At 38.4% G+C, this 26,355-nt stretch carries 19 protein-coding genes and 1 tRNA gene; 7 read left to right on the plus strand and 13 right to left on the minus strand.

The window, feature by feature from the left end:
• Window positions 1-8: 8 nt before the first annotated feature.
• The 5 genes from bauA to bauD form a co-directional block, all read right to left on the minus strand.
• The gene (bauA, locus tag EGT34_RS05790; RefSeq protein WP_001073028.1) at window positions 9-2,291 is read right to left on the minus strand and encodes a TonB-dependent siderophore receptor BauA; all 2,283 of its coding nucleotides are present in this window, start codon (window positions 2,289-2,291) and stop codon (window positions 9-11) included.
• An 85-nt stretch (window positions 2,292-2,376) separates the two neighbouring features.
• Window positions 2,377-3,345: a siderophore-binding periplasmic lipoprotein BauB gene (gene bauB, locus EGT34_RS05795; protein ID WP_001104123.1), complete on the minus strand. Its 969-nt coding sequence runs from the start codon at window positions 3,343-3,345 to the stop codon at window positions 2,377-2,379.
• A 6-nt stretch (window positions 3,346-3,351) separates the two neighbouring features.
• Window positions 3,352-4,122 (minus strand): ferric acinetobactin ABC transporter ATP-binding protein BauE, encoded by a 771-nt coding sequence (bauE, locus tag EGT34_RS05800; protein ID WP_024437075.1) that lies wholly within the window; start codon window positions 4,120-4,122, stop codon window positions 3,352-3,354.
• Complete coding sequence (gene bauC / locus EGT34_RS05805; RefSeq protein WP_024437076.1) at window positions 4,119-5,066, minus strand: ferric acinetobactin ABC transporter permease subunit BauC; 948 nt, start codon at window positions 5,064-5,066, stop codon at window positions 4,119-4,121. Before bauC ends, bauE begins: the two co-directional genes overlap by 4 nt.
• Window positions 5,066-6,007: a ferric acinetobactin ABC transporter permease subunit BauD gene (bauD, locus tag EGT34_RS05810; protein ID WP_001159458.1), complete on the minus strand. Its 942-nt coding sequence runs from the start codon at window positions 6,005-6,007 to the stop codon at window positions 5,066-5,068. The genes bauC and bauD overlap by 1 nt, the downstream gene beginning before the upstream one ends.
• Window positions 6,008-6,638: 631 nt before the next feature.
• Between bauD and basB the strand changes: the two genes are divergently transcribed.
• A complete protein-coding gene (basB, locus tag EGT34_RS05815) occupies window positions 6,639-8,669 on the plus strand; it encodes an acinetobactin non-ribosomal peptide synthetase subunit BasB (RefSeq protein WP_079746264.1) in 2,031 nt (676 codons plus the stop codon).
• Between the two features lie 70 nt (window positions 8,670-8,739).
• On the opposite strand, the gene basA is transcribed toward basB, so the two are convergent.
• Window positions 8,740-10,587 (minus strand): acinetobactin non-ribosomal peptide synthetase subunit BasA, encoded by a 1,848-nt coding sequence (basA, locus tag EGT34_RS05820; protein WP_024437077.1) that lies wholly within the window; start codon window positions 10,585-10,587, stop codon window positions 8,740-8,742.
• A gap of 394 nt (window positions 10,588-10,981) precedes the next feature.
• Between basA and bauF the strand changes: the two genes are divergently transcribed.
• Window positions 10,982-11,842: an acinetobactin utilization protein BauF gene (bauF, locus tag EGT34_RS05825; RefSeq protein ID WP_000160894.1), complete on the plus strand. Its 861-nt coding sequence runs from the start codon at window positions 10,982-10,984 to the stop codon at window positions 11,840-11,842.
• Here bauF and EGT34_RS05830 read toward each other — a convergent pair.
• Window positions 11,839-12,462 (minus strand): helix-turn-helix transcriptional regulator, encoded by a 624-nt coding sequence (locus EGT34_RS05830; protein ID WP_000528170.1) that lies wholly within the window; start codon window positions 12,460-12,462, stop codon window positions 11,839-11,841. The two genes, bauF and EGT34_RS05830, sit on opposite strands and share 4 nt — an antisense overlap.
• Window positions 12,463-12,713: 251 nt before the next feature.
• On the opposite strand from EGT34_RS05830, the gene EGT34_RS05835 reads away from it, so the two are divergent.
• Window positions 12,714-13,682, plus strand: a complete 969-nt coding sequence (locus EGT34_RS05835; RefSeq protein WP_000793833.1) for a threo-3-hydroxy-L-aspartate ammonia-lyase — start codon at window positions 12,714-12,716, stop codon at window positions 13,680-13,682.
• A 244-nt stretch (window positions 13,683-13,926) separates the two neighbouring features.
• The gene (locus EGT34_RS05840; protein ID WP_125305481.1) at window positions 13,927-14,613 is read left to right on the plus strand and encodes a pirin family protein; all 687 of its coding nucleotides are present in this window, start codon (window positions 13,927-13,929) and stop codon (window positions 14,611-14,613) included.
• Between the two features lie 434 nt (window positions 14,614-15,047).
• Here the strand turns inward: EGT34_RS05840 and EGT34_RS05845 are convergent, their stop codons facing one another.
• The 6 genes from EGT34_RS05845 to efp form a co-directional block, all read right to left on the minus strand.
• Window positions 15,048-15,611, minus strand: coding sequence for a TetR/AcrR family transcriptional regulator (locus EGT34_RS05845; protein WP_024437078.1), 564 nt, complete (start codon window positions 15,609-15,611; stop codon window positions 15,048-15,050).
• 702 nt (window positions 15,612-16,313) lie between these two features.
• On the minus strand, window positions 16,314-17,717 hold the full coding sequence (locus EGT34_RS05855; protein ID WP_001170035.1) for a hypothetical protein: 1,404 nt from the start codon (window positions 17,715-17,717) through the stop codon (window positions 16,314-16,316).
• 260 nt (window positions 17,718-17,977) lie between these two features.
• A tRNA-Val gene (locus EGT34_RS05860) sits at window positions 17,978-18,054 on the minus strand.
• 168 nt (window positions 18,055-18,222) lie between these two features.
• On the minus strand, window positions 18,223-18,525 hold the full coding sequence (locus EGT34_RS05865) for a YbdD/YjiX family protein (RefSeq protein ID WP_001009533.1): 303 nt from the start codon (window positions 18,523-18,525) through the stop codon (window positions 18,223-18,225).
• Window positions 18,526-18,527: 2 nt separating this feature from the next.
• The gene (locus EGT34_RS05870) at window positions 18,528-20,624 is read right to left on the minus strand and encodes a carbon starvation CstA family protein (protein WP_000380470.1); all 2,097 of its coding nucleotides are present in this window, start codon (window positions 20,622-20,624) and stop codon (window positions 18,528-18,530) included.
• 166 nt (window positions 20,625-20,790) lie between these two features.
• Window positions 20,791-21,360, minus strand: a complete 570-nt coding sequence (efp, locus tag EGT34_RS05875; protein ID WP_000035083.1) for an elongation factor P — start codon at window positions 21,358-21,360, stop codon at window positions 20,791-20,793.
• 73 nt (window positions 21,361-21,433) lie between these two features.
• Here efp and epmB point away from each other — a divergent pair, with 73 nt between their 5' ends.
• The 3 genes from epmB to EGT34_RS05890 are packed head-to-tail and all read left to right on the plus strand — an operon-like array spanning window position 21,434 to window position 26,316.
• Complete coding sequence (gene epmB, locus EGT34_RS05880) at window positions 21,434-22,450, plus strand: EF-P beta-lysylation protein EpmB (protein WP_000611579.1); 1,017 nt, start codon at window positions 21,434-21,436, stop codon at window positions 22,448-22,450.
• A 15-nt stretch (window positions 22,451-22,465) separates the two neighbouring features.
• On the plus strand, window positions 22,466-24,211 hold the full coding sequence (locus EGT34_RS05885) for a hypothetical protein (protein WP_000981543.1): 1,746 nt from the start codon (window positions 22,466-22,468) through the stop codon (window positions 24,209-24,211).
• Window positions 24,208-26,316 (plus strand): EAL domain-containing protein, encoded by a 2,109-nt coding sequence (locus EGT34_RS05890; RefSeq protein WP_064193685.1) that lies wholly within the window; start codon window positions 24,208-24,210, stop codon window positions 26,314-26,316. The genes EGT34_RS05885 and EGT34_RS05890 overlap by 4 nt, the downstream gene beginning before the upstream one ends.
• Window positions 26,317-26,355 lie beyond the last annotated feature (39 nt).

The following is a 26,355-nucleotide window of genomic DNA, read 5'->3' on the forward strand; positions in this document are numbered from 1 at the left end:
ACAACAAATTAAAAGTCATATGATACAGATAGCATATACGTTCTTGGTGCGCCTAAAGCTAAATTCGATAGTTTAGGCATTCCCCAATAGGCTTTATTCATCAAGTTATTGATGTCTGCTCTAAAAGTAATAGGATGATTTGAGATTGAAGTTTTATATCGTGCACCGACATCTATCAGCGTACGACCAGGAATATGCAATGTATTTTCTTGATCGATATACTGTTTCGAAACTGCGGTTGCATTGCTAGATAAAGTTAAAACGCCTTGTGCAACTTCATTATCCCATTCAACACCTAATTTCCCTTGTGTTTTAGGGACACCTACGGCCATATTTCCTTCATTGCTTTGGATGGCTGTTTTAGTCACTTCAGGTTCAATATAAGATGCACCGCCCATCAAACGTACATTTTCAATTGGTGAGCCAAAGAAACTCCATTCAATCCCTCGATTACGTTGCTCTCCCCCAGACGTATATATATTAGTTACTAAATCAGTGTAAGCACTTGGTTTTTTGATTTCAAACAATGACAAGGTATGCGCAAATGTACCTTGATCAAACTTCACCCCAAATTCTGTTTGCTTTGTTTTGTAAGGTGCAAATATTGTTGGATAGTTTGCCGCAGTAAGGGGGGCTGCATCACCTTTGGTTAAGCCCTCGATATAGTTTGCATAAATCGAAACTTTATCTGTCGCTTTAAATAGAATTGCGGCGCCTGGTGTCGTTGCATTCTTTTTATATTTAGTCAAAGTCGATGTCGGCACAAATAAATTACTACTTTCTACCTCTTGATAACGTACACCTAAAGTTAACTGTAAGCGATCTTCAATAAAAGATAGGGTATCTGCCAAACCGTAACTATTTAATTGCAATTCAGAATTAGATATTAGGGGTGCATTAAAAGGGACAGCTTTCCCCCAAATTGGATCATAAAGATTAGTCGTCCATTCAGCTCCTGCCACATTTCTTACCCCATAATCATCTTGATTATGTTTGTAATATGTCGCATTGACTACCCATTGATGTCCTACTGCTCCTGTATTAAATTTTCCTTTCAGCCCTACATCTGCCGACTTTTTATCAACATTAAATGCCAGTTGACCAATACTTGTTTGGAAGGTTCCAGTATTATCTAAAACAGTTGCTGACATCGCACCATTATATTTATATTCTGTTTTACTTTGTCCATAGGTTGCGTACCCCATCACGTTATTGGTCAGATCATATTCACCGCGTATCATGGCGCCCTTATCTTGAATGTCCACAAAAGACCAATCTGGATTGAGTAAGGTATCTGCTTTCGGCGGTTTCGGAATCGCGATATCTTTTCCGAGGTTGATGCCTCGTGTTACGCCATCCACTCGATCTTTGGATGTGTAAAGATCTGTCGAAACACGTGCACGATCACCATGCCAATCCATTCCTAATGAAAATAACTCAGTTTTCAAATCCTGTTTTTCTACTGGTCCAGAGCCATCCCGATATACCGCATTTGCTCGCACACCGAATTCCTTGTCCGCACCAAATCGTCGTCCAACATCTAAATGCCCACCAAACTGAGAGTCAGACATATATGTCGTAGTCAAACGTGTTAATGGTTCATCCGTTGCACGTTTGGTAGTGAGATCAACTGTCCCACCAATGGAACCTGTTGGTGGCATTCCATTGAGTAATGCAGAAGGACCTTTAAGTACATTTATTTTTTCAAACATTTCAGGTGAAGTTCGATAATAAGGGGTTATACCAAACAATCCATTCATAGACATATCACTCGGGCTCGACTCAAAGCCACGAATATAATAGTTTTCACTCCAGCCACCACTTGCCGCATTGGTGAACACGGATGGATCTGTTTTCGCAATCACACTTGTTATATCTTTTGCCTGTTTATCGGCGATATATGTATCTGTATACGCAATGGTATTAAACGGGGTTTCCATAACGGTTTTATTACCTAAAAAGCCAACTGAGCTTTTCGACGAAACCTGCCCCCCCGCATAAGTATCATCTTGTTCAGCTTTTACGGTAATTGCGGGTAAAGCTGCTACATTTGTTTGAGCAGTTTGTTGTTCTAGAGTTTTTGCTGAATTATCAATAACAGCAGCATAGGTATTTGATGCACATAGAACAAATACGGTGCCTAATGCATAGCCTAATCGAAGGGCTATTTGTGCAGATGCAACACCATTTAATACAAAAGAACGGTGATTAATTCTTTGATCATTCCCAGTTTTAAAATTACGGTTATAGCTAACGTTGTTCATTGAAAGACCTTTAATGTTTTGATTCATTTTTTATTAACTATCTGCTTAAAATTCATAGCAAAATAGTGAAAATTTATGCTCTAAAATTTAACTAAGTGATGTGCCCAAAAATTTATTGATAGCCTTTTTTCACATCTTCCATCACTATTTTGAGTGAGGTTGGGCTTGCAGCCGTGGTGTACCACGCATCGGCATCGACAAAAATGACACGACCGTTTTTCCATGCTTTGGTTTGACGTAATAATGGATTTTCAACACTGGCAGCATTAATGTTTGAGCGATGTTCCATCACAGCAGTTCGATCCACGATATAAAGAATATCGGGATCCGCTTTTTTGATGAATTCACTCGAAATAGGTTGCCCATGTAGACTTGTATCCACCACACCACTTGCAGGCTTTACCCCAAAGGCATTAAAAATAAAGCCATAGCGTGACTGAATACCAAAATTACTAAATGCCCCATTGTTATGAAGAACAACTAATGCTCTTTCCGGGCGATTGGCCGTTACGGCTTGTACTTGCTTCACTTGTTCATCAAGTTCAGAAACTTTCTGGCGGGCTAAATCTTCTTTATTAAATATTTTTCCTAAGGTCATCATATGGTCTTTAACCAGACCAATATGATTACTCTCGCTATTGTTGAAGTTGATATCGTAATGAATGGTCGGGGCAATTTTGGACAGTTCCTGATACTGATTAACGTGTAATGGCGTCATCAAAATCAAGTCTGGCTTTAATGCATATATCCTTTCCATATTGGGCTGTACAATTGCACCCAAATCCTGAATTTGTGCATCTTTTTTATATTTTTCCAAAAAGTGTGGAACATAATCTTTTGGCATTCCCATAATCGGGACATTGAGTTGATCTAGAAAGTCAGCTTCATTCATATCAAGTACGGCAACGCGTTGCGGTAAATGATCTATCACCGTAGTTCCAAGTGCATGTTTTACCGTAATCGGTTCTGCTAGCTTCTGAGAAGCTTGAGTGTTATCTGCAACTTTTTGATCACATGCTTGTAGAGTGATAGCTGCCGCTATGATTAGGGCTACTCCCCCATACTTTTTCTTCCAGTTCATATGTATTCAAGCTCCAGATGAGTTGAAGTAATTACACATACAGCCACGCTCACTGTATGTAATTTCAAAATCAAGCTCGTACAGATCATTTAATTGCGCCTCTGTAATCACTTGTTCCGTTAACCCACTGAAATGAAGCTTGCCGTTCTTGAGCGCGACAATATGGTCCGAGTAATTCGTGGCAAAATTGATGTCATGAATGACTAAAATCACAGTGCGCCCTTGTTCATCACATAAGCGTCTGAGTGCACGCATAATTTGAACGGCATGTTTCATATCAAGGTTATTTAAGGGTTCATCTAATAAAAGTACGTCTGTTTGCTGGGCGATCGTCATCGCCAAAAAGGCCATTTGCCTTTGACCACCACTAATTTCATCTATGTAAGATTTGCGCAGTGGTTCTAAAGAAAGAAACTCAATAGCTTCATCAACCACCTGACGATCTTGGTCGGTTAAAACACCACGGCTATAGGGAAAGCGTCCAAATGACACCAGCTCTTCTACGGTTAAGCGCAAATTAAAGCTGGGTGCTTGACGTAAAGTCGCGACATGCTTGGCATAAACAGCGGTTTTAATATCCGCAATATTTTGATGATTAAGAAAAATCTCGCCTTTATCCGGCTCAATTAAACGTGCCATCATCATGAGCAAAGTCGATTTTCCAGCTCCATTTGGTCCAATGAGTGACGTCACCTGACCTGTAGGAAATTCAACATTTACGTCAGTCAGTATTGGCTTATTTCCATATGACTTATTGATATTCTTGACATGAATCATGCAACACCTCGGGTACGAACCGTCAGCGCAAGGAAATAAATGCCACATACGAGATTGACCAAAATGCTGACGGTCGTTTTGTAATTAAAAACGTGCTCAACTAACATTTGAGCAGCAATAAATATGGCAATCGTGATGGCACAACCCATGGGCAGCGTTAATTTATGCTTATAACTTCTTGCTAGTGCATAAGTAATGTTGGCAATAAATACGCCCATAAATACTGTCGGGCCAATCAGACTGGTAGATACCGCAACCAAAATAGCGATCAGGGCTAAATAGAAACTGACATAGCGGTGATGATGAATGCCTAATGAAATCGCTTGCTCACGCCCTAAAACCAGAACATCCAAAACAGGGAGTGCTTTTCTACCAAGGAATAGAACAATGACTACGGCTACGCTGGCATAAAATAAAGTTTCTGGTTGAGAACGATTAAATGAAGCATAGCTAAGGCCTTGGAAAACAGAAAATTCACCAGGATTAATTTTGAGTTGAATAAATTGAGTAACCGTCCCGACGACCATCGTAAGGACTAGCCCTAAAAGCAACAGGAGAAACACATCATTTCTGCCATATGGCAATAACCACTTATGGATTACCCACGAATAAAGCAGCATTAAAACGATAGAGATAAAGAAATTGCCGTTTACCCCTAACTGGCTTAATCCATGCGTTCCCCAAAAAAACAACAACAAAACTTGCCATAAGAGATAAATCGCTTCGTAGCCCATAATGGAAGGGGTCAAAATACGATTACCGACCAATGTCTGAAAAACAATCGAGGAAAAAGCAACGCAAATACCGGCTATCACAATCGTGGCAAGACGCAGAAGTCGATTAGGAATGACGTAATCAAAATCTAGTCCTGAGTTTAAAAATAAAAAACATACTGCTAGGCAGATGACAATCAGATAAATCATCCATAACTTTGTAATACGCATTATCTGAACTCCCTCAAAATGAGGATGAGGAAAATAATTCCCCCCACACCACCTGCGGTAAGTCCAATTGGCACTTCAAATGGATAAATAATGGAGCGACCAAGAATGTCGCAAACTAGTAATAGAGACGCCCCACCCAAAGCCACAATGGGCAAGGTTTTAGCTAAGTTTTCTCCGTATTTCAGTGCGACCAAATTGGGGACCACGAGCCCGACAAAAGGAATAGCACCAACCGTAATTACTGTGGTCGAAACTGTAATGGCAACCAGTATTAAACCAATGGCGGCTATAGCTGCATAACTGAGTCCCAAGCTAGAAGCCATCTCTTCACCCATACCAATCACGGTAAAGCGATGTGCGAAAAGATAAGTCAGGACAACAATCGGAAAAATAATGTAAATAACTTCATAGTGACCTTGGACAATTTTTGAAAAATCTCCTAAAAGCCACCCTTGCATACTTTGTAAAATATTAAAGCGATAGGCATAAAACTCAGCTAAGGCACTCAGTACACTGCCGTACATCAAGCCAATAACCGGTACTAAAACCGTATTTCTAAAACGGATCCGCCGAATAATTGCGATATAAATTAAGCTGGCAATAAAACAAAAAATGATCGCAAATATCATCTTGCTCAGCGTGCTGGTTACTGGAACTAAAGTTAACGACACTAAAATTCCCAGTTTGGCAGCATCTAAACCACCCGAAGTTTCCGGTTCAACAAACTTGTTACGCACAATGTGCTGCAAGATGACGCCACATACCGCCAATCCGATACCGGTAAGAACAATAGTAATTAAACGAGGAATACGGCTGGCTGTAAGAGTGAGCCAACTCTCATGAGAAAAAGAAAATAAGGTAGACCACTGTATTTGTTCAGCCCCCAGCAATAACGAACAAATACATAAAATGATAAAAATACAGAATAAGCCGAATTGCATCAGTGGCATGCCCCACTTGAGCGTAATAAAGCCGATGCAAATTGCAAATTTAGTCCCATCAAACCAAAGCGAGGGAAAATTTGTTCAACATTTGATGGGCTTATCAACCTTTCATGATTGAATATTCTCATGAAAATTCCTCAATTTTATCGAGACAACAGAATCAGTTCCTTTTGAATAGGCAAAATCACAGCCCTATTCCGAGGAGCGTTTTTTTCATCTTTAAATTATTTTTGCCCAACCAATTTCGAATTAAATAAATATTAATCAATCACTTATTATTTATTTTCTATTTTAAAAATTCGTCATTCTCAATTGGCACTATCTACTTGCAAATAATAATCTTGATGTAAATGAGAATCAATTATAGTATGTTTAAAGGTAAAATGTAACCCTACTGTTACATCAGTACAGTTCATGTGGACATCAACTCATTAGAAAAAGGTCAATTTTTGCAAACAAGCAAATCTATAACATTATGAATTATATGAAATTTAATCTAATGTAAAAAATTTGCGAAATAAAAATTGATGAAAATAGCCATTTGATAAACCAGGATTCATTTATGTTGGAACAATTTTCCAAAACGCCCTCTCTCCTTTCAGTTACTGATTACGAAGAACATATCTGGATGTTGCAATTACAACAGCCTGAACAAGTTAACCGACGTTTTAATCTATGGAAACTTAATCAAGATTTAGACATTCAACTGCTCACTAAAGCAATTCAAGACATCATTAAAACTACACCTGACTTAAATGTTCGCTATACATTTAGTGACGAAGGTGATTTATACAAATATCCATTTGATGATCATTCAGCTTGCCTAGAAGTAAAAAAAAGCAATGCAGAACACGTATTTGAACAGGTCGCTACCTTAAAAGCGCAAGCATGGAATGCAGAATTTCATCCCCCTTTTTTTACAAGTCTCGTAGAAACTGAACAAGACTATTTTCTTATTTTAGCGCTCCACCCGATTCTTGATGAAAACTATCAAAAGTCAGATTTCATTCAGGCCATACAAAATCGTTATCAACAAAACTCACCAAATAATATGCCATTGGTGCTGACTGAAATTGATATCTCAAATCATCTAGCTGCAAATTCCTCAAAAGCGCCAGAACAAGCTAACCAAAACTATGTATCAGAAATTATTTTAGAAGAGTTCCGAAATACGCTCGCTGAACCAGAAATGAGTCAACATGATGACTTTTTTGATTTTGGTGGCCATTCATTATTAGCAACACGAATTATTGGAAACCTACTTAATAAACATGGAATTGAGATTCAATTTAATGATTTCTTTAAATCTCCATCTGCGGCTGACTTAGCCCAATATGCTTTCGTTAAATCTGCAAAAACCGAAAAAACCACCTTACAAAGTGTAGATAAAGCCCCGCTTACTTTAGCTCAAGATTTCCTGTGGCAAGCTTATTCTGCATTCGATTTTAGCCCAATTTATAACTTACCATTTGCCGTAGAATTCCTTGAAGAAATTAATGAAGATTTTTTCTTACAAGCCTTTACAGATATTGTTGAGCGCCATGCAGGTTTACGCACAATTTTTAATAGCGCCAATGGTCAAACCTATCAGCAGGTTGTTCCTACGTCTGAACTTAAACACTTCAAATGGTTTTGGAACAGTGCCGAAAGTCACGATGCAACGCTTGCAAGTGAAGCTTCATATAAATTTGATTTAACCCGTGAACTTCCCTTAAGAATTCGTTTAATTCGAAATGCCAAAGGTTGCCAAACTCTATCGTTTTTAGTTCACCACATGGTGATTGATGAATGGTCTTTAAATACGATTATGGCTGACCTTGCGCATGCTTATCTTGCTCGCTCAAATGCTCAAGCACCGAGCTGGAAGGCACCTGCCCAATCTATTCTCGATTTTTCTTTACTCCAGCAAAAACAAGGTATCAATCAAGACCATCTAAATTATTGGACTAACCTGTTAAGAGGAGCAACCAAAGGTCTAAGCCTTCCTGTTTCGGAAAATGAATTAAATACTGAAAAGGAAAAACCTCCAGTCCAATGGCTCGAACTTAAATTTGCACCGGAAATGTATGAAAAGCTCCTCGCATTTTCGAGACAACACAGCTCTTCTATTTTCGCGGTTCTCTATACTGCTATCGCCCATGCATTACAGCAACAAGGTAATTTAAAAGATATTGTGATTGGTACTTCTGCCTCTGGACGAACTGATCCTGAGTTTTTTGATACGGTGGGTTACTTTACGACCATGGTGGCGCATCGCACACAGTTTAGCCCTTCAGATTCATTCCAATCATTGCTCCACAATATCAGCACAATGATTAATACCTCGATGGCCTATGCAGACATTCCAATCAACCATATTCAAAATGCATTAGGGATGAGCGCAGATGAAGGACTGTTATTTGATGTGTTTATTCATATCCATTCAAATAATGCTTTAAACGGCGCGCTCAAAACACCTCAGGGACAAGACCTTCCTTATCGTCAGATTTTGCCGGAACGTGATGAATCGATGTTCGGATTACATTTTGAAATTATGGAAAATGTGATTGATGGACAGCATCAGTTAAGCATGATTATTACGTATCAGGCTCACCGCTTCCCGACTGCAACAGTGAAAAGTATTTGCGAAAAAATTAAGGCAACCTTAGCTCAAATCTAGTTACCCTAAAACCCACCATGTGCTTAAAAGCAAACAACTCAACTCCGCTTTTAAGCACATTTCAATTTTTCTATTTTATTTGCTGCTCTACTTTATTCACCACATCCTGAATTGTTTTGCAGCTAACTAGTGTATAAAAATCAATTTGTGTATTGAGCTTTTGAGAGAGTTTCTGAGCAATACTCATGAGTTGTTTCGGACGAATTCCTATATCTAATATTTCACTTCTATAAAAAATATCCATTTTTTCAGCTTGGCTGTCAGCTATGCATTCACGGAAAACCGATAAAACCGAATCCCCCACCTCAGCTACTGCTGACGATGCTTTAGAAGAGTTTGCAGACAACGTAGAAGATACATAAATTTTCCCCTGAGCGATTTCTTGCACAGCTTTACGATCAATTTTTCCATTTCGGGTCAAAGGTATGGTTTCAACGGCCAAATATTTCGAAGGAATATGTGAACTCGGCAAATGTATTTTTAAGAAGTTCTTTAATTCGGGGCTATTTAGGCGAGTAGTTTTATATTTATTTTCTAGGGTGTAAACGGCGACTAACTCTTGAGTTTCAGTCGTTGGATGTACACAACTGATCACCACACAGTTATGGATATACGGGTTCTTCGTCAAAGCATTTTCAACCTCGGCCGCAGAGATTCTCACACCTTTTATTTTTAAATAACCTTCCTCACGTCCAGCAAAAATAATATTTCCATCTTCCCTAAAATATCCTTGATCACTCATGCGAAAAGCCGTTTGAGTTTCATTTTCACTCACTTGAATATCAACGAAATCTTTATAATTAATTTCCCCATCAAGTAAATAACCATTAGATAAATTTAGGCCAGTCATATACATGGTACCGACCTCGCCCATTTGGCAAGGTTTCAGATTTTCATCCAAAATAAAATAACGGTTATTTTTTAAAGCTTTTCCATAAGGAATAATTTCCTGATCCTGCTCATTTATTTCATGCCATATACTCCAAATTGTGGTCTCGGTAGGCCCACCTAATGAAAATAAACGAGCGTTAGGCAATTGTTGTCTTAACTTCGCTATAAGTGAAGGCTTGATATAGTCGCCGCCTTGGGCAATTAAACGCAAAGACTGTAGTTGTTCTTTTTGAGCTACACTGAACAGCATATCGACAATGGCAGGGACACTGCTCCAAATCGTAACCTTGTAACGATCTACTAAATTGGCCCAGACAACAGCATTTTTACTTTGCTCAAAAGATGGAACCACCAAAGTTGCACCCACTGCCATTGAAGCAAATATATCAAATACCGACATATCATGATGAAACGGTGTTACCGCCATAATCACATCGTCAGCAGTAATTTTCCATTCCGAGATCGTCTGTTGTAGCGTGTTTTCTGTGGCTTGATTATTTAGGACCACACATTTCGGAGTTCCTGTACTTCCCGAAGTATATAAATAATAAGCCGGACGTCTGTTAATTTCGGCATTAAAGCTCGGTTCATACTCAGTTGTAGCCGATAAAATTTCATTAATATTTAGGTTTTGCACACCTGCAATGGATGAGTCACTCACCACAACATCTGCCCGACTATTCGTCAATAAATAGTTCAGTCGCGATGGCGGAGAATCCATATCTACGGGTAGCCAAATGATGCCAGTGAGCGCACATGCTAAAGCTGTATAAATATGCTCAGGACTTTTTCTCAGACAAATTGCCACCACCGACCCTGTTGCCAAGTCTTGCTTTCTTAGCGCATACATAACTTTGGCGACCTGAGTCCCTACCTCAGCATAACTAATGCTACGGTCTTCAAAAATGAGTGCTGTTCGATTGGAATTTTGATCAAAAATATTTTCATAAATTTGCTTTAAGAAATTTTCTACATTGTTATTTTTATCATTCGTTTGCCCTAAATTTTGACTCAAATCTTTTAGCATTTATCTTGGTCCTCACCCTATTCTTTATGCAATACCACCCAACCTAATATTCAAAACAAAGTTATAAAAATGTCGTCTTTATCGCTGTTTGTTTGAATAATAGATACCCCAGCACAATAATATAAATGATAATCATTTACAATTACTATTAAGAGAAATATCAATTTCTTTCTTTTAAAAGCCATTAATAAAAAATGATAAATATCAAAATAATAAAATAATTTTTGCTATTTGATTTAATTGCTTAGAGAACTATTTCTATAGTCTAAAACACACAATTAATAATGATTATTATTTACATTAAGAGCTAACTTGGTTATCGTAGCCATAGAGAGATTACATCTATATCAATTATCGCGCTCTATAGTAATCATTAAGCTTGGGTTATATATATATGACAAAAATTGCAGAAAAATCGAAACAAGAATATGGCGACTTACTAAAAGAAAAAGACCATTTACAAGATATGGAACAACTTGAGATGACTATTGTCTCGATTCAGACGCCGTATCCTTCTATTGTAAGAATTCAAGGAAAAATCAACACATTACAACCAGAGCTTTGGCAAGCTCCCAATTTGGCAATTCGGTTAATTGTGAGCAATCCGCCAGAGGGACAACCCATTTCACGCGTCTATACGGTCCGTTCATTTAACCCTGTAAATACTCAAATCGAAATTGATTTTGTTAAACATGAAGATTTAAGCCCAGCAATGGAATGGCTTAATTCGGCTCAAGTGGGTACAAAAATCGGGCTTATTGGCCCACGCCCCCATTTCATTCCCAATTTCACAGCCAAAAAGCATGTGGTCATGTTTGCCGACGATACGGCTGTACCCGCGTTATATTCAATACTCAAGCAATGGGAACTCGGCATAAGTGCGGATATTTTCATTGAAAGTTTTGAAAAAGACATTGCTAGCCAATTACCCGAACTTGAGCATGTCAAAATTCATTCGTTCCATAAAGAACATCACACGTCACAGAAAGGCCTTCTTTTAAAGGCAGCATTTGCGCTAGAACATTACGAAAATATTACGATTTGGGCGGCTTGCGAACGCAACGAAGCAAGAGCCTTACGCCAGTTTTTTCTAGAAGACCAACAGTTAAATAAAAATGACGTGCGCATTGCTGGCTATTGGAGAGATGGCGTATCTAGTTCAGAGTTAGACAAACTGCGCGCTCAACATTATCAGGAACATATTCAGCAAGGTAAGACCTTAAACGAATATGATGACCTCGATTTAGCAAATTAAGTTTCTTTTACATACAAATAGGCACTGGCTCTGGATATACCTAAATGTTGGGCAACCGTTTCCACAGCCTTTTTAATTTCTAATAAACCATTATTCTTGAGTTCTTGTATTAATTGCTTTCTCTCATTGAGTTTTAGCATACGCGGTGTAGTGGCATGTTTTGAAGCAAACTGATCGATATATCTTCGAATTGCTTCCGTGCCATTCGGTTCCAAATTTTCAATAATGCTGTCATTTTCAATTTTAGTGAAATGCTCTAAAGCGCTTTGCATCCCTCTAAATAAGGTTAAATCAATATTCATACATAAAGCGGCTACGTACTGGCCCTCTTCATCTTTAATGCCGATCGAGGTGCTTTTTGCAGGGCGACCATCTGCAAACTGGTTAGCATAGTTTGTAATAAGGTTTGGAAACTCCGGAGACATGATTCTTGCCAGCCCCAACTCAGTTGCTGGGTCTCCAACTTTTCGGCCAGACAAATTATTGTGTATGGAGAGTATGGCATGCTCAGGATTGGTTAAGTCATGGACAACAACTTCACAAAAAGGCGCTAGTGTTTCACTTAACCCTTTCGCGATAGTATCAAGTTGAGTGAGTAAATGTTTATCACGATTGCCCAATGTATTTCTCCTAATGACTTAATACTGTTTCAAACCTTAGATTGACCAAGCAAACAGTAATTTAGACTTTTTATCTAATTTTAAACTTAATGTAAATCAAAATCTTATATCTCATTGTTATCAAATTAAAAAATAAATTAGACATTTTATCTAAATATATATATTTTATCTAAACAAGGTCAATAGATTGTGCTTTCCTTGGCAATACGAAATCTTGCATCCGAAAACATTGAATAGAATCAGGTTTAATTATGAAAAATTTAACCCTTCCAAATTATGAAGATGTCGCAGCCGCTGCTGAACGTATAAAAGATTTTATAAATAAAACCCCTGTTTTAACTTCACGTACGGTGAACAATGAATTTGAAGCAGAAGTGTTCTTTAAATGTGAGAATTTTCAGCGTGTAGGCGCGTTCAAATTTCGTGGTGCCATGAATGCACTTTTGCAATTTAATGAGACTCAAAAGAAAGCAGGTGTAGTTGCTTTTTCTTCGGGAAATCATGCACAAGCCATTGCGCTTTCATCAAAAATTCTTGGTATTCCTGCAACCATTATCATGCCTAAAGATGCACCTGCTGCAAAAATGGCAGCAACGCGAGAATACGGCGGCAATATTGTTGAATTTGACCGTTATACGGAAGATCGGGAAAAAATTGGAAAAGAGATTGCCAAAAAAAATGGTCTGACATTAATTCCGTCTTATGACCATCCGCATGTGATTGCAGGTCAAGGTACGGCTGCTAAAGAGTTATTTGATGAGGTCGGTGATTTAGATTACCTGTTTGTATGTTTAGGTGGCGGCGGTTTACTGGCAGGTTCTGCCCTGTCTGCTCGCCAGCTTTCTCCAAACTGTAAAATATATGGCGTTGAACCTGCGCTAGGAAATGATGGGCAAATGTCTTTTAGAAAAGGCGAAATTGTTCATATTGATACCCCACCAACCATTGCCGATGGCGCGCAAACTCAATATTTGGGCAAATTGACTTTTCCTATTATTCAACAGAAAGTTGATGATATTTTGACGGTCACAGACGAAGAACTCATTAACGCTATGAAGTTTTTTGCTGAAAGAATGAAGATGGTGGTTGAACCGACTGGATGTCTCGGATTTGCGGCTGCCCGTAACTTAAAAGATGAGTTAAAAGGCAAACGTATCGGCATTATTATTAGTGGTGGCAACGTCGATATTTCTAAATATGCGGAGTTTTTATCTGCCTAATCAAACTCAATGTCTATCTATAATTTCCTTTAAAGCCTTATAGGTAGACATTCATATATAATGTCTTTTTAAAAAGCCTGCTTTATACAGGCTTTTTTTATATCTAAAATTTAAAACGAATATTTATAAAAATCTTAATCATCTTAAAAATGCAACAATATGTTGCATCTACTCTATTTTTAGCTTTACCCCACAGGTTTAACATATTCCTCAAGAGATAAATAATAATTGAGGAGATCGAGTCATGAATGCTTATTTGCATCGTAGTGAAGATCGTGGTCATGTTAAAGCAGGCTGGTTAGAGTCTTATCATAGCTTTTCGTTTGGTAGCTGGTATAACCCTAAATATATGGGGGTAAGTGCACTTCGAGTCATTAATGATGACCGAATCGATGCCCACAACGGTTTCGGTACTCACTCGCATGACAATATGGAAATTTTAACGTGTGTGCTTGATGGTACAATTTCGCACCGTGACACCATGGGAAATGAAGGCCAGATTAAAGCAGGTGAATGGCAACTTATGAGTGCCGGTACAGGTGTTGCTCATAGTGAGATTAATAACACCGATACGCCAGTGCATTTATTACAAATCTGGATTATTCCCGATGTAAAAGAAGCCGAGCCAAATTATCAGCAAATTAGTTTGGACCCACGTAATCAACCTAACGAATGGCATTTAATTGCAGGCCCTGACGCAAATGCACCAATGCATATTCGCCAAGATGCAGAGGTAAAATCTGCTGTACTTGAAAAAGGTCGTGAACTGCCAGTTGAGACTTCAAAACGAGTAAATTACGTTCATGTAATTTCAGGTGAAGTTCGTATTGGTGAGTACGAAGTGAAAGCGGGTGATGCTCTGGTCTTTGAAGATAATGCCGTGATTCATGCAAATGAAGACAGCCAATTTATCTGGTTTGATTTACCTTAAACTGCTTAAAAGCCCTTTTATATGAAAGGGCTTTTTAGTCACTGCTACTGCCCCCATCACATCCGCCTGAGTCGGAAAATGATGAGCAATCATTTGATGAATGAGAACTATGGTGACTGTTATCGTAAATATGGTGGTGTGGTGAATATGTTGAAGCTGAATAATCATGCTCACCCGATGGTGAATAATTTTTTGAATTTCTGAGTAATGCGATTAAGCAAATGATTCCAATACTGGAAAAAATGGCAATAAATATCACAATAAATAACTTCAAATAACGTCCTCCCTCATACAGCTATAGAGATCATTGTTGTTTTTCTCTTTCATTATTTAAAGGAGCCATGCTGAATAAACAAGTTATTTTTTGATAAATACAGCACAGCCCCCTTTCTTATGATTCGTATTTAGCTGCTACTGACGCAACCCTAAACTTTTCATTTGCATGTAATTAGTCCTCTTAAAAAACACTCAAACACGCTCTCCCGCTCGCTTACCCCACCAGAGCTTAAAAGCTGAATGATTGTGCCTTCCACCATATATAAAAATAGTTTGGCATCGGTAAAAGAGGCATCGGGTTTAAGCAATCTAAGCTGGCTATAAATTTCATTTTTTAGCCATGTTCTATATCGCACCGCAGTTTGATAAGCGTTGGGATAGCTATTTTTAATTTCAAAAACGGCTTTAAATAATAAATAATACGGCCCTTCTAGATCGGTATGTAAGTCATAAAGCTTTTTGAGTTTATCTATTGCGGGAGTGCTTAAGTCATACTCGACCATTGCGACTACTTGTTCTTGGAGCTTTTCTTTTTGCACCATCAGGCAAATTTCAATAAGCCTTTCTTTAGAGTGAAAATAATTATAAAAAGTCGCTTTTGTAATCTCTGATTCTCTCACTATTCTGTCGACCCCAATAAGGTGGAACCCACGGTGATGAAACAGATCAATTGCTTTATGTACAACGTATAAGGCACGTGTTGGGAGAACTAAATTTGGCATAGTTTTACCGTTATAAATTCTTGTTGTTTGTAAATGAGATACTTTTTTGGGAGAAAAAAAGGCACAGCAAAGCCTATAAAGACTGTGCTTGGCACATCTCAAGTTTTATAGTTGCTAAGTTTTTGGTTGTAACGATTTAAAGCCTGAAAGGCCTAATAGCCCTCAAACTGCTTTAAAGTTTATGTAGTGTCGTTATAGCTTTTGGCAAAGGCTGCCAAGAAATAATGGATGTGCAAAGCCAACTCCTTTTTATTGGGAGTTCTGCCAAAGCATTAAAATTATGGTGGCAGAACGGAAGAAGGTTGACAGACTAGTAATAACTCAAACTAGCACACCCGTAGGTGTCCCTCTCCCGTCCTACCGCTACGGGAAAGGGACGAGTAGCTACCACACAAGACTATTCCTCAGAAGAAATGACTCTGATGCGGGAGTTATTATTCAGCCTGTCAAAGCCGGCTGGCAATGTGGCCAGCAGGCAAAGGATAAGCTTCACATTTATTGCAGTCAAGCACACAAAATGACATTTGTTTTAATTTAGATCATTAAAAAAGTAAGGCTAAATAATGATTAAGTTATTGTTTAAGAAGGGTTTATAAAGGTGGGGTTAGGGTAATAGTTTTATAGGGTAAAGTTTTGGAGGTGTAACCATTAAAAAAGTTTAAAGGTTACATCGCCCAATTAAGTTATACATAAAAAATAGATTCAATCTATTTTCATAAAATATAAATCATTGCCTTTGGCAATTACTTTTTCTTGAAACGGAACCATTACAATACAATTTGCACTAAGAGGTGGCTCTATTTGATATGGCTGCTGTTCAATAATTTCTAATATATATTCCCCACTTTCGTGAGCCTTGTAATGACCCCATAACAATTTTCTATTTGTTGCATCAGGAACAATCTCTATGTCCGTTTTACCTTTGAAATAAGCATGATCAAAAAAGTCTGAGATGTGCTTATTTAAAATATATTTCACAAAAGCATGCATCAGAATCGCAATATCTTGGATATCACCCGGTAAGTTAATAATAATCGCTTTGTCTTCTGTAACGACTACACGCATACCTTTGTGTTTACCGTTCTCATCATAAATCTGAACTGTCTCACGACTAGGTGGCGTTCTATCTTTACCCTTGAGAATTTTAATTTCATTACCAGGCATACAACGAGTATTCAAAGCAGCTGACATACTGCTTTGATCAAAGATCGGAAGTTTCTCAAGCTGAAATAAAGCGGAACGACTATTTTGATATGTACAACAAAGAATGACATCAAAATTCATAGTCTGTTCTTCAAAGAACTTTATATAATCGTCCCTGCTTGTCGTTAATGACTCATCTAAAGCCGAATTATTATCTTTTTTAAGACTATTAAATGCAGCATCGTAACGTTCAGGTTTAAGTGATTTGATTTCTACCTGCTCATAGCCCCATGTTTTCAAAACATCTTTAACATACAGACTTTCCTCACTCATTTCTTCTTTATCAAAAGAATACATACTTACAATAAGAATTTTTGGTTTTTTATAAATAGTTAATTCTTTGATCCCTGCCCGTCTTAAGATAATTAGTTTTTCAGGAGTTAACCTCTCATCTTTTTTTAGAATCACATCGCCTTGTTTAAATATACTGCCCTTAGGAATAACACCATACATGGCAGAGATAGGGCCAGTAATCTTTTTAGCATCGGTGTCAGAAAGATCTAATCTTTCATCTTGTTCAGGAATGACCGAATCTAAAGGCTCTGGTAATTTTGTATAAGCAGGAATTTCTAACAAACTTGGAGTTTTTAGGTCTAATTTATACGGATTAATAGATCTATAAAGCTGTTGCCCCCAGTAGTACCAATTGGCAATGAATAAAGGGCTTTCTATACTCGCAGTTTGAGTTATTTCTGAATTAATAGCCCAACCCGCATATTCAGATAAATTATGCAGAGGATAATCCTGTACAGCATATACATCCCTTGCGTTAAGTTGATTTATAGCTTCATCTAACTTGACAGTTTCTTTTAAATCGCCTTTAGGCAAACTTATATTGATGTGATAAAAAATATCCGTTAAATGATTTGGTAAGTTATCTGGTATTGGCAGTTTTTTTTGCATATATAGATCCTAGAAGTACCTCAAATAGGAGGTACTTCATCAGTTTTTAGTTATTAATAAAGAATTTATCGTTATCTAAAACATTTAATAGTGAATAAAGCTCCTGACTGCTTCAGCCTTTTAGGAAATGAAATTGCTCTTTTAGGCTAATACAGAAACTGAAATTAAATTATAAAACCAATAAAAAAAGCCCTAAACCATTATAGTCTAGGGCTTTTTCAGTCATATAAAGCTATCCGAGTTTATATGACTTTAAATTTTGGTAGGCATATCCAGACTCGAACTGGAGACCTCTACGATGTCAACGTAGCGCTCTAACCAACTGAGCTATACGCCTAAGATGGAAAGCATCATATTCATTTTTCAAAAGCAAAACAAGTGATTTACCAGTGAAAAAACTACAAATGAGCAGACTTTGAGCAAACTCTTTTTCATTTCCCAAAAAGTAAAACGGTACATGGTTCAACCACATACCGTCTTTGTTTAGCCAAATATCAAGGTCAACTTAACAAGGGCACTTCTTCAATGTACCACCTGCAGATGGGTATCTTGCATCAACACAATGTCGATAGAAAGTTTGTGCATCCATAGGTGTTAAATCTGGATGATGGGCTTTCATATGCTCCAGATACGTTTGATAGTCCGGCACACCAACCATGAGTCGGAAGCTTTGCTGTAAACGCTGCCATAAGGTTGCGATACGTGACCAGTTCTTTGGAGAGAGTAATATCTCTTTTTGCGAAAGCACGGTCATTTTGATGATTTTCGCAATAATGACAGTACCATTTTTTGCAAATTTAAAATTCATCTTTATTCTCCTCGAGTGGTAACCACTTCAGGATCGGTATATACCGCAGGCGCTTCATTTACAGTCGGTGTTGGACTTGCTAAAGCACGGCGAACAATACCAATTGAGGCAATAATCATGACAATCGATACAATCATAAAGAAGCCACAAAGTGCAGCATTAATCTGGTTCGACATCACAATAGTTTGCATTTCAGCAATGGTTTTTGCAGGCTTAAGAATTTCACCACGAGCAATCGCATCGGAGAATTTATGTGCTTGAGCCAAGAAACCGATTTTCGGGTTTTCGTGGAAAATCTTCTGCCACCCTGCTGTCATACAGGTAATGAACAAGAAAATGGTTGGAATGATCGTCACCCACACATACTTCTCTTTTTTCATTTTGAACAGAATCACTGTACCCAAAATGAGTGCCATCGAAGCCAGCATTTGGTTACCCACACCAAATAGAGGCCATAATGAGTTGACGCCGCCAAGTGGGTCAATCACACCTTGATAGACGAAGAAGCCCCATCCACCTACCGCAACGGCTGTACCTAACAAGTTACCAAAGAATGAACCTGAAGATTTAACCGCCGGAATAACAATACCAACCGTGTCTTGCACCATAAAACGACAAGCACGTGTTCCTGCATCTACCGCAGTTAAAATGAACAATGCTTCAAATAAAATCGCAAAGTGATACCAGAATGCCATCATGGCACGGCTGTTAAAGATTTCAGAAATGATATGAGCCATACCAATAGCAAAGGTAGGCGCACCACCCGTACGTGAAAGGATTGAGCTTTCACCTACTTCTTGAGCTAAAACCGTCAACATTTCAGGCGTAACAACAAAGCCTAAATTACGTACAGCTTCCGCTGCAGATTCTACGGTTGTGCCGAGCACTGCTGCTGGTGCATTAATCGCGAAGTACACACCTGGGTCTAATACTGTCGCACAGATCATCGCCATGATCCCGACAAAAGACTCCATAAGCATACCGCCGTAACCGATCATGCGGATATTAACTTCGTTATCAACAAGTTTTGGTGTCGTACCACTCGATACCAGCGCATGGAAACCTGAAATGGCACCACAGGCAATAGTAATAAATAAGAACGGGAATAAGCTACCTGAGAAAACCGGTCCTGTACCGTCAATAAAATGGGTAACAGCAGGCATTTTAAGGTCAGGCAATGCAATCACAATACCGACTGCCAAACCAAGAATAACCCCGATTTTAAGGAAAGTAGATAAATAATCACGTGGTGCTAATAACAACCAAACCGGTAGTACCGATGCGATAAAACCATAAATGATGAGACACCAAGTGAGCTGTGTTCCAGTTAAAGTGAAGAATTCACCCCAATATGGATCTGCGGCAACATGTCCACCATACACAATTGCCAGCATCATTAAAACGAAGCCAATAATTGAAACTTCTGCAATACGTCCCGGACGAATAAAGCGCATGTAAACGCCCATGAACAATGCAATTGGAATAGTGGCTGCAATACTAAAGACACCCCACGGACTATGTGCAAGTGCTTTCACAACAACTAAAGCCAATACCGCAAGGATAATAATCATTACCCCAAGTGCGCCCAACATAACCACAATACCGGCAAAAGGACCAAGCTCCTGCTTTGCCATTTCACCCAGTGAACGGCCATCACGGCGTGTTGATATAAATAAAACTAGAAAGTCTTGTACCGCACCCGCCAGAACCACACCAACCAATAACCAGATGGTGCCCGGTAAAAAGCCCATTTGTGCAGCCAAAATCGGCCCAACTAATGGCCCTGCGCCGGCAATCGCGGCAAAGTGGTGTCCAAACAGTACATACTTATTTGTTGGCACATAGTCTAAGCCATCGGCTAAACGATGTGCAGGAGTTAACCGTCTCGGGTTTAATTCAAATACTTTAGTTGCAATAAATAGACTATAAAATCGATATGCGATGCTATACACACATGCAGCTGCCAGTACCAACCATACTGCATTAACATGTTCACCACGACTTAGCGCCAGCATCCCGAAAGAAATAGCACCTATAATTGCTACTAGGCTCCAGACCAATTTGGAGGGAAGCGTAGATTTCGCTTGCATTGTGTCCATTCTTAACCTCTCAATAAATAATTACAGCAGTTTTATATTGTTATGTACTGTTCTCTGCTCAATCCTTGTGACTCTACTCCTCCTTTGTTCTTTTTCCTCTTATACTTTCGCATAAAAAAAGGGATGATTGACATCATCCCTTCGATAATAGTTTATTTTTTAACTATTATGCACGCTCTAAATACTCACCAGTACGAGTATCTACACGAACGCTTTCTTCTTGCTGAACAAATAACGGAACACGGACAACCGCACCTGTTTCAAGCTTAGCTGGCTTACCGCCACCGCCAGAAGTATCACCACGTACGCCCGGATCAGTTTCAACAACTTTCAACACAACGAAGTTAGGTGCATTTACGTTTAAAGGAACGCCGTTGAATAACATGATTGTACATGTTTCATTTGAGTCGTCTTTTAACCATTTAGCAGCATCACCCATTGCAGTTTTGTCAGCTGCAATTTGTTCGAAGCTTTCTGGGTCCATGAAGTGCCACATTTCGCCATCGTTGTATAGGTAGTTCATTTCTACTTCTACGATGTCAGCAGCTTCTAAAGTATCACCAGATTTAAAAGTTTTTTCTAAAACTTTACCAGTTTTAAGGTTACGTAATTTTACACGGTTGAACGCTTGGCCTTTACCCGGTTTTACGTATTCGTTTTCCATGATTGAACATGGGTTACTATCAAGCATGACCTTAAGGCCTGGCTTGAAATCATTTGTAGAATAATTGGCCATGACTGGCACACTCCAAACTTAACAAGTCAACTATGCGATATAATGCGCTGTTGCATTATCTTAATCGTGTCGCATGATAAACTATTTACACCAAGAGCAAAACTGGCAATCACAACTCAGTGACCTTATTACCGATCCTTTAGAGTTGTTGAACCTGCTCGAGTTATCCACTGATCAGCTATTATCAGGGGCGATTCTGGCTTCTGAAAAGTTTAAATTGCGTGTTCCGCGTGCGTTCGTCGGAAAAATGAACGCTAAAGATCCTCTTGATCCGCTTTTACTCCAAGTGTTGCCACATCATTTAGAACTTGAGGAACATCCTGAGTTTGTCACCGACCCTTTAGGTGAAGAAGCAGCCAATCAGTTACCGGGTGTTTTACATAAATATAAATCTCGTTTTTTACTGACTTTGACCGGTGCATGTGCGGTCCATTGCCGTTACTGCTTCCGCCGTCACTTTCCTTATCAGGAAAATTTACCTAAAAATGAAGATTGGCTAAACATTAAAAATTATATCGAGTCGAACCCCGATATTAACGAAGTGATTTTAAGCGGAGGTGACCCTCTTACGCTTTCTAACCGTAAATTAGCGCTTTGGTTAGAACGTTTATCATCTCTCAAACAAGTGAAGATTCTGAGAATTCATTCACGCGTTCCAATTGTCATTCCAAACCGTATCGACGAAGAGCTTATTTCTTTATTAAAAAACAGTAGGCTGCGTATTATTCTGGTGGTACACTCAAACCATGCTTCTGAACTCGATGACTTTACTTGTTCAAAATTGTTGCAGCTATCTGAACACCACATTACTGTTCTAAATCAGGCAGTATTGCTTAAAGGGGTGAATGATTCTGCTCAAACTTTAACTGATTTAAGTTATCGTCTATTTGAAGCTCGCGTTATGCCATATTACTTACATGTATTAGATAAAGTAAAAGGCGCACAACATTTTGATTTAATACCATCTGAAATAGATGCGATATATCAAGACGTGTTAGCGAGCCTACCAGGATATTTGGTTCCTAAACTCGTCAGGGAAATTGCGGGCGAAAAGAATAAAACACCGCTTTTTGGGGCTACAACTTTTTGAGTTATATAATAAGTGATGATGAATAATGCGCTTTCGGACATTTTTCACAATCAAACCGCACTTACTCGTGAACGGTTAAGCTTTTGTGAAGCCAACATTAAAGATCTTAATGAGTGGGTCACTACCCTTTCTATTATGCAATTGGGTGATACTTCAAAAGCGCTATTTACAGCAATTTTGGAGCTGAATGAGTTAAATTGCAGTGAAACCTTACGCTTTGACTTAATTCAGACACTTCACCCAACCATTAATAATGTGTTGGCAAGTTTAGAAAAAAACTTCTTTAACCAAGGCGTCATTAGTACTGACCGTAACGAGCACATTATTGAACTGGCCATGCTTCTGCGCTGTTATTTTGCCAGTATTTATTTAAATATTGCGCAAACAAGCCACGAACAGCTACAAAAGCAGAAGTTTTCTTTGTTCTCTTTTAAACAAAAGAAAAATTTACAAACCGCACGAATTCTGGCGACATTCCACGCATTGCAGCAGTTGACCAATCTTTTATATCAACAGCATATGCTCTATAGCGAACCTGTCAAAGGTCAATGGTTAATTGCTCACCAGCTTTACGAAACAGCAGTTCAATACAAATATCATTTAACCAATATTAATCATATTCAAGGTGTACAGCATCCGCTAGCCAATATTACGCAGGCTTATGCTCAGCTGATTTTATTAGATATTTTTAACACCAATCAGATTCGCCAGTCAGAAATTCAGGCCCTGTTTCAATGTAGTTTTGACTGGGCACGCATGATTCAGATCTTGCCAAAAGACACTGCTTCAACAAAGTATGTGGTCGACCCAACTAAAGATCATCCGCCTGTATATAACAAAAAACAAAGTTCAAATTTCAATCCAAGTATTTTTATTAGCACGCAAGCTTTGCTTGAGCATGTCACTGCCACCATGCATAAAAATGCTCAATATATGTCTAAAAATGAAAAGATTTATTTAAGTCCCGCATTAAAGTTTCACGTTCAAACGATTTTGGGCACCACAGCACAGCGCCGTCATGAGCGTTACGAATATAATGCAGCTTTACAAATCTGTTTTGGCTTAAGTACCGCACATTTTTATTTATCTAAAGCCAAAAACTTTGAAGAAACACTACAACTGAGTAATAACTATAATTTACAAAGTGAATCGAAAGTTTTATCCAATTTAGAGAAAAAAGAACAACAAACCTCGTCTTATCAACGCTTAAGCCGTGAGAGTAAAACCATTTATCAAACTACCGTGCTTGATATTAGTGTTAATGGCTATCGTATTAAATGGTCCGGCGAAGCACCTAAAAACTTAAGAACTGGCGAATATATTTTGGTGAAGGAAACGCTACATGGTCAGTGGCGTGGCGGTGTTATTCGCTGGATTAAGCAATCTACAGAAAAAAGTCTGGAACTGGGTTTAGAAATTCTTTCACAAGCCATGTTCCCTTGCGCTGTACATATTCAGGCAGAGCGGCATACGCGTAATTATCACCCTGCACTATTACTACAAACTCAAAACCTAGAAGAAATACAAAACACGCTTATTTTACCGGGGTCTCAAATTTTTAGAGAGCAACAAACAATTCATTTACGATTGGGGACAGAAGAAATCAAAGTGTATCTACTCAAAGCACAACTCATTACTCAAAGTTTTATTCAATTTCAATTTGAGCTTCTGAATGAGCAGCAACAGTACCTGCTTGATCAGTTCATGCTGAAAAAGAATAACACCGTGAATAGCCAAGATTTATGGGAAGCATTAAAGTGAGAAACTCTTTACTATCTAAAAGGTTAAAACGTACTGAAATACGTTTACTCATTATTGATGATAACCAGTTACGTTATAACCAAATTTTAAATTTATTATCGGGGAATGATTATCAAGTTAATGCCTTATTACTTGATGATTTAAAAAGTTTTGAAAAGCAGCTCAATACATCTTGGGATGTCATTATTTTTGGTCGCGCCTATGATTTGAAAATTGAACAAACTCTCTCCCTTGTTCAAGCCTCAGAACAGCCGCAGCTTCCAATATTACTTTTACAGCCAGATGATTACCAAGCGCAGCAATATCAAAGCTATATTCAAAAAGGGATTTATGATGTAGTCCCATTAGAACCGCTAGATTATTTCTATATTACCTTGGTTCGGGCATTATCATACAGCCGCCTTTTACAGACGGAACAACGTCTTTTGGCTGAGCTTGATACCATTCATACGCATACGCAAACACTGGTCGACAACAGCCATAAAGCGGTTGCTATTTTTCAAGAAGGCATCCACATTAAGGCAAATACCGAATATTTGAATCTTTTTGGTTTCCAGCAAGAAGAAGACATTATCGGATTGCCGATTTTAGATGTCTTACAGCCCAACGATTTAAATATTTTTAAACAGCGGTTTAAGAAAATTTCTTTAGGCCAGTTCGATCAAGCACGCTTTGAAATTCAGAGTCAGCATCAGGCTATTTCTGGTAATAATGCGCTAAAACTCGAGTTTATTCCAAGCCAAGAAGAAGACGCAGTACAACTCACCATCGACTATCAAGTTGCTTTAACTGCTCCAGCAAATAGTGCTCCGTCCGAAAAAAGTGTTGGGTTGAGTGCAGCTTGGCCGCAGATTAATCGTCATTTATCGACCCACCCTGCCCAAGCAAACGCCGTTGTTTTATTTAGACTTGCACAGTGCCCAGAACGAATTTTTCAACAGGGTTGGCAAACTTTAGGGCAATATTTCAATCAGCTCCATGGTTTTTTAAAAGACCATGCACAGATGCCGATTTTCCAAGTCGACTTGGGTAGTTATGTCGGGATTTTACAAGCCGAAAATAGTTCAGTTTTAAACTCACAGCTAACGAGTTTACAAACTTTGCAAAAAGAACATTTGTTAAAAGTAAATGAGCAAAACTTTTCAGTGCAGTTAAAGCTTGGTTATGCTTTTCTCAACCAGCCCTTAACTGAGAACTCTTTTAGCTCATTATTGAACGAGGCTGAAAAACAGGATTTACCTCGAGTTACACCTCAACTTGAAGTAATGCCAACAGTAGAAAAAACGGTTTCACCGAGCATTGAAGCTGTTCCTCTTGATTTAACAATTGAACATTTTGACCATACGCCTCAGTCCTCTTTGCTCCAGCAATTAAGACAAAAACTAGCTCAGGGCGAAATACATCTGAAGTACCAGCAAATTTACGATAAGCATGACCAAGAAACTCATAACTATGAAGTGACAAGTGGTTTTATTGCTGGTGAACAATGGTATGACTTAAATGATTTAAGTGATCTTAAAGAAGATGCAGAACTTTCAATTCAGTTAGACCGCTGGATATTGGTAGAAGCGTGTAAACAGCTTCATAATTTCATTGCTCAGTATCCTAAAGCGAAACTCATTATTAACCTTAATATTGATATTTTGCTAAAAGATAAAACATTCCCTGAGCTGATTTCCAAACTACTGACTATTATCGGAAGTAAAATTGAAAGCCCACTGATTTTGCAATTTTCAGAACAAGCTCTTCAGCCTTATCTTCCAATTGCTCAACAACACATTGCTCGCTTACGCCAACATGGTGCGGAAATTTCAATTCGAGATTTTGCTTCTTCTATGTATAGCGATTCAATATTACAGCAGCTTGATATTCAACTTGTAAAATTACAGTCCAACAAAACTGATCTATTAAGCTCAGACCAAGGGCTTAATAACTTGCAAGAAAAAATATTGAACTATTTGACTGTAAAACCGATTGGAATTTTATTAGCTCACTTGAATGATATGAACCTGTTTGCCAATGCATGGAATGTAGAAGCGCGCTTTCTACAAGGTGATTATTTTCAGAAAAAACTTGACCGCTTAACAGACGTACAAGACCAATAATGGTCTTGTATATTAAAAACAAAAAACGGGCATAAGCCC

Origin of the sequence: Acinetobacter sp. FDAARGOS_558, assembly GCF_003937785.1 — a bacterium.
Lineage (GTDB): Bacteria > Pseudomonadota > Gammaproteobacteria > Pseudomonadales > Moraxellaceae > Acinetobacter > Acinetobacter baumannii.

Excerpts from the sequence above, each read along its gene's own strand:
- bauA (WP_001073028.1), bottom strand. The coding sequence starts at position 2,291 with ATGAATCAAAACATTAAAGGTCTTTCAATGAACAACGTTAGCTATAAC.
- bauB (WP_001104123.1), bottom strand. The coding sequence starts at position 3,345 with ATGAACTGGAAGAAAAAGTATGGGGGAGTAGCCCTAATCATAGCGGCA.
- bauE (WP_024437075.1), bottom strand. The coding sequence starts at position 4,122 with ATGATTCATGTCAAGAATATCAATAAGTCATATGGAAATAAGCCAATA.
- bauC (WP_024437076.1), bottom strand. The coding sequence starts at position 5,066 with ATGCGTATTACAAAGTTATGGATGATTTATCTGATTGTCATCTGCCTA.
- bauD (WP_001159458.1), bottom strand. The coding sequence starts at position 6,007 with ATGCAATTCGGCTTATTCTGTATTTTTATCATTTTATGTATTTGTTCG.
- basB (WP_079746264.1), top strand. The coding sequence starts at position 6,639 with ATGTTGCAATTACAACAGCCTGAACAAGTTAACCGACGTTTTAATCTA.
- basA (WP_024437077.1), bottom strand. The coding sequence starts at position 10,587 with ATGCTAAAAGATTTGAGTCAAAATTTAGGGCAAACGAATGATAAAAAT.
- bauF (WP_000160894.1), top strand. The coding sequence starts at position 10,982 with ATGACAAAAATTGCAGAAAAATCGAAACAAGAATATGGCGACTTACTA.
- EGT34_RS05835 (WP_000793833.1), top strand. The coding sequence starts at position 12,714 with ATGAAAAATTTAACCCTTCCAAATTATGAAGATGTCGCAGCCGCTGCT.
- EGT34_RS05840 (WP_125305481.1), top strand. The coding sequence starts at position 13,927 with ATGAATGCTTATTTGCATCGTAGTGAAGATCGTGGTCATGTTAAAGCA.
- EGT34_RS05845 (WP_024437078.1), bottom strand. The coding sequence starts at position 15,611 with ATGCCAAATTTAGTTCTCCCAACACGTGCCTTATACGTTGTACATAAA.
- EGT34_RS05855 (WP_001170035.1), bottom strand. The coding sequence starts at position 17,717 with ATGCAAAAAAAACTGCCAATACCAGATAACTTACCAAATCATTTAACG.
- EGT34_RS05865 (WP_001009533.1), bottom strand. The coding sequence starts at position 18,525 with ATGAATTTTAAATTTGCAAAAAATGGTACTGTCATTATTGCGAAAATC.
- EGT34_RS05870 (WP_000380470.1), bottom strand. The coding sequence starts at position 20,624 with ATGGACACAATGCAAGCGAAATCTACGCTTCCCTCCAAATTGGTCTGG.
- efp (WP_000035083.1), bottom strand. The coding sequence starts at position 21,360 with ATGGCCAATTATTCTACAAATGATTTCAAGCCAGGCCTTAAGGTCATG.
- epmB (WP_000611579.1), top strand. The coding sequence starts at position 21,434 with ATGATAAACTATTTACACCAAGAGCAAAACTGGCAATCACAACTCAGT.
- EGT34_RS05885 (WP_000981543.1), top strand. The coding sequence starts at position 22,466 with ATGATGAATAATGCGCTTTCGGACATTTTTCACAATCAAACCGCACTT.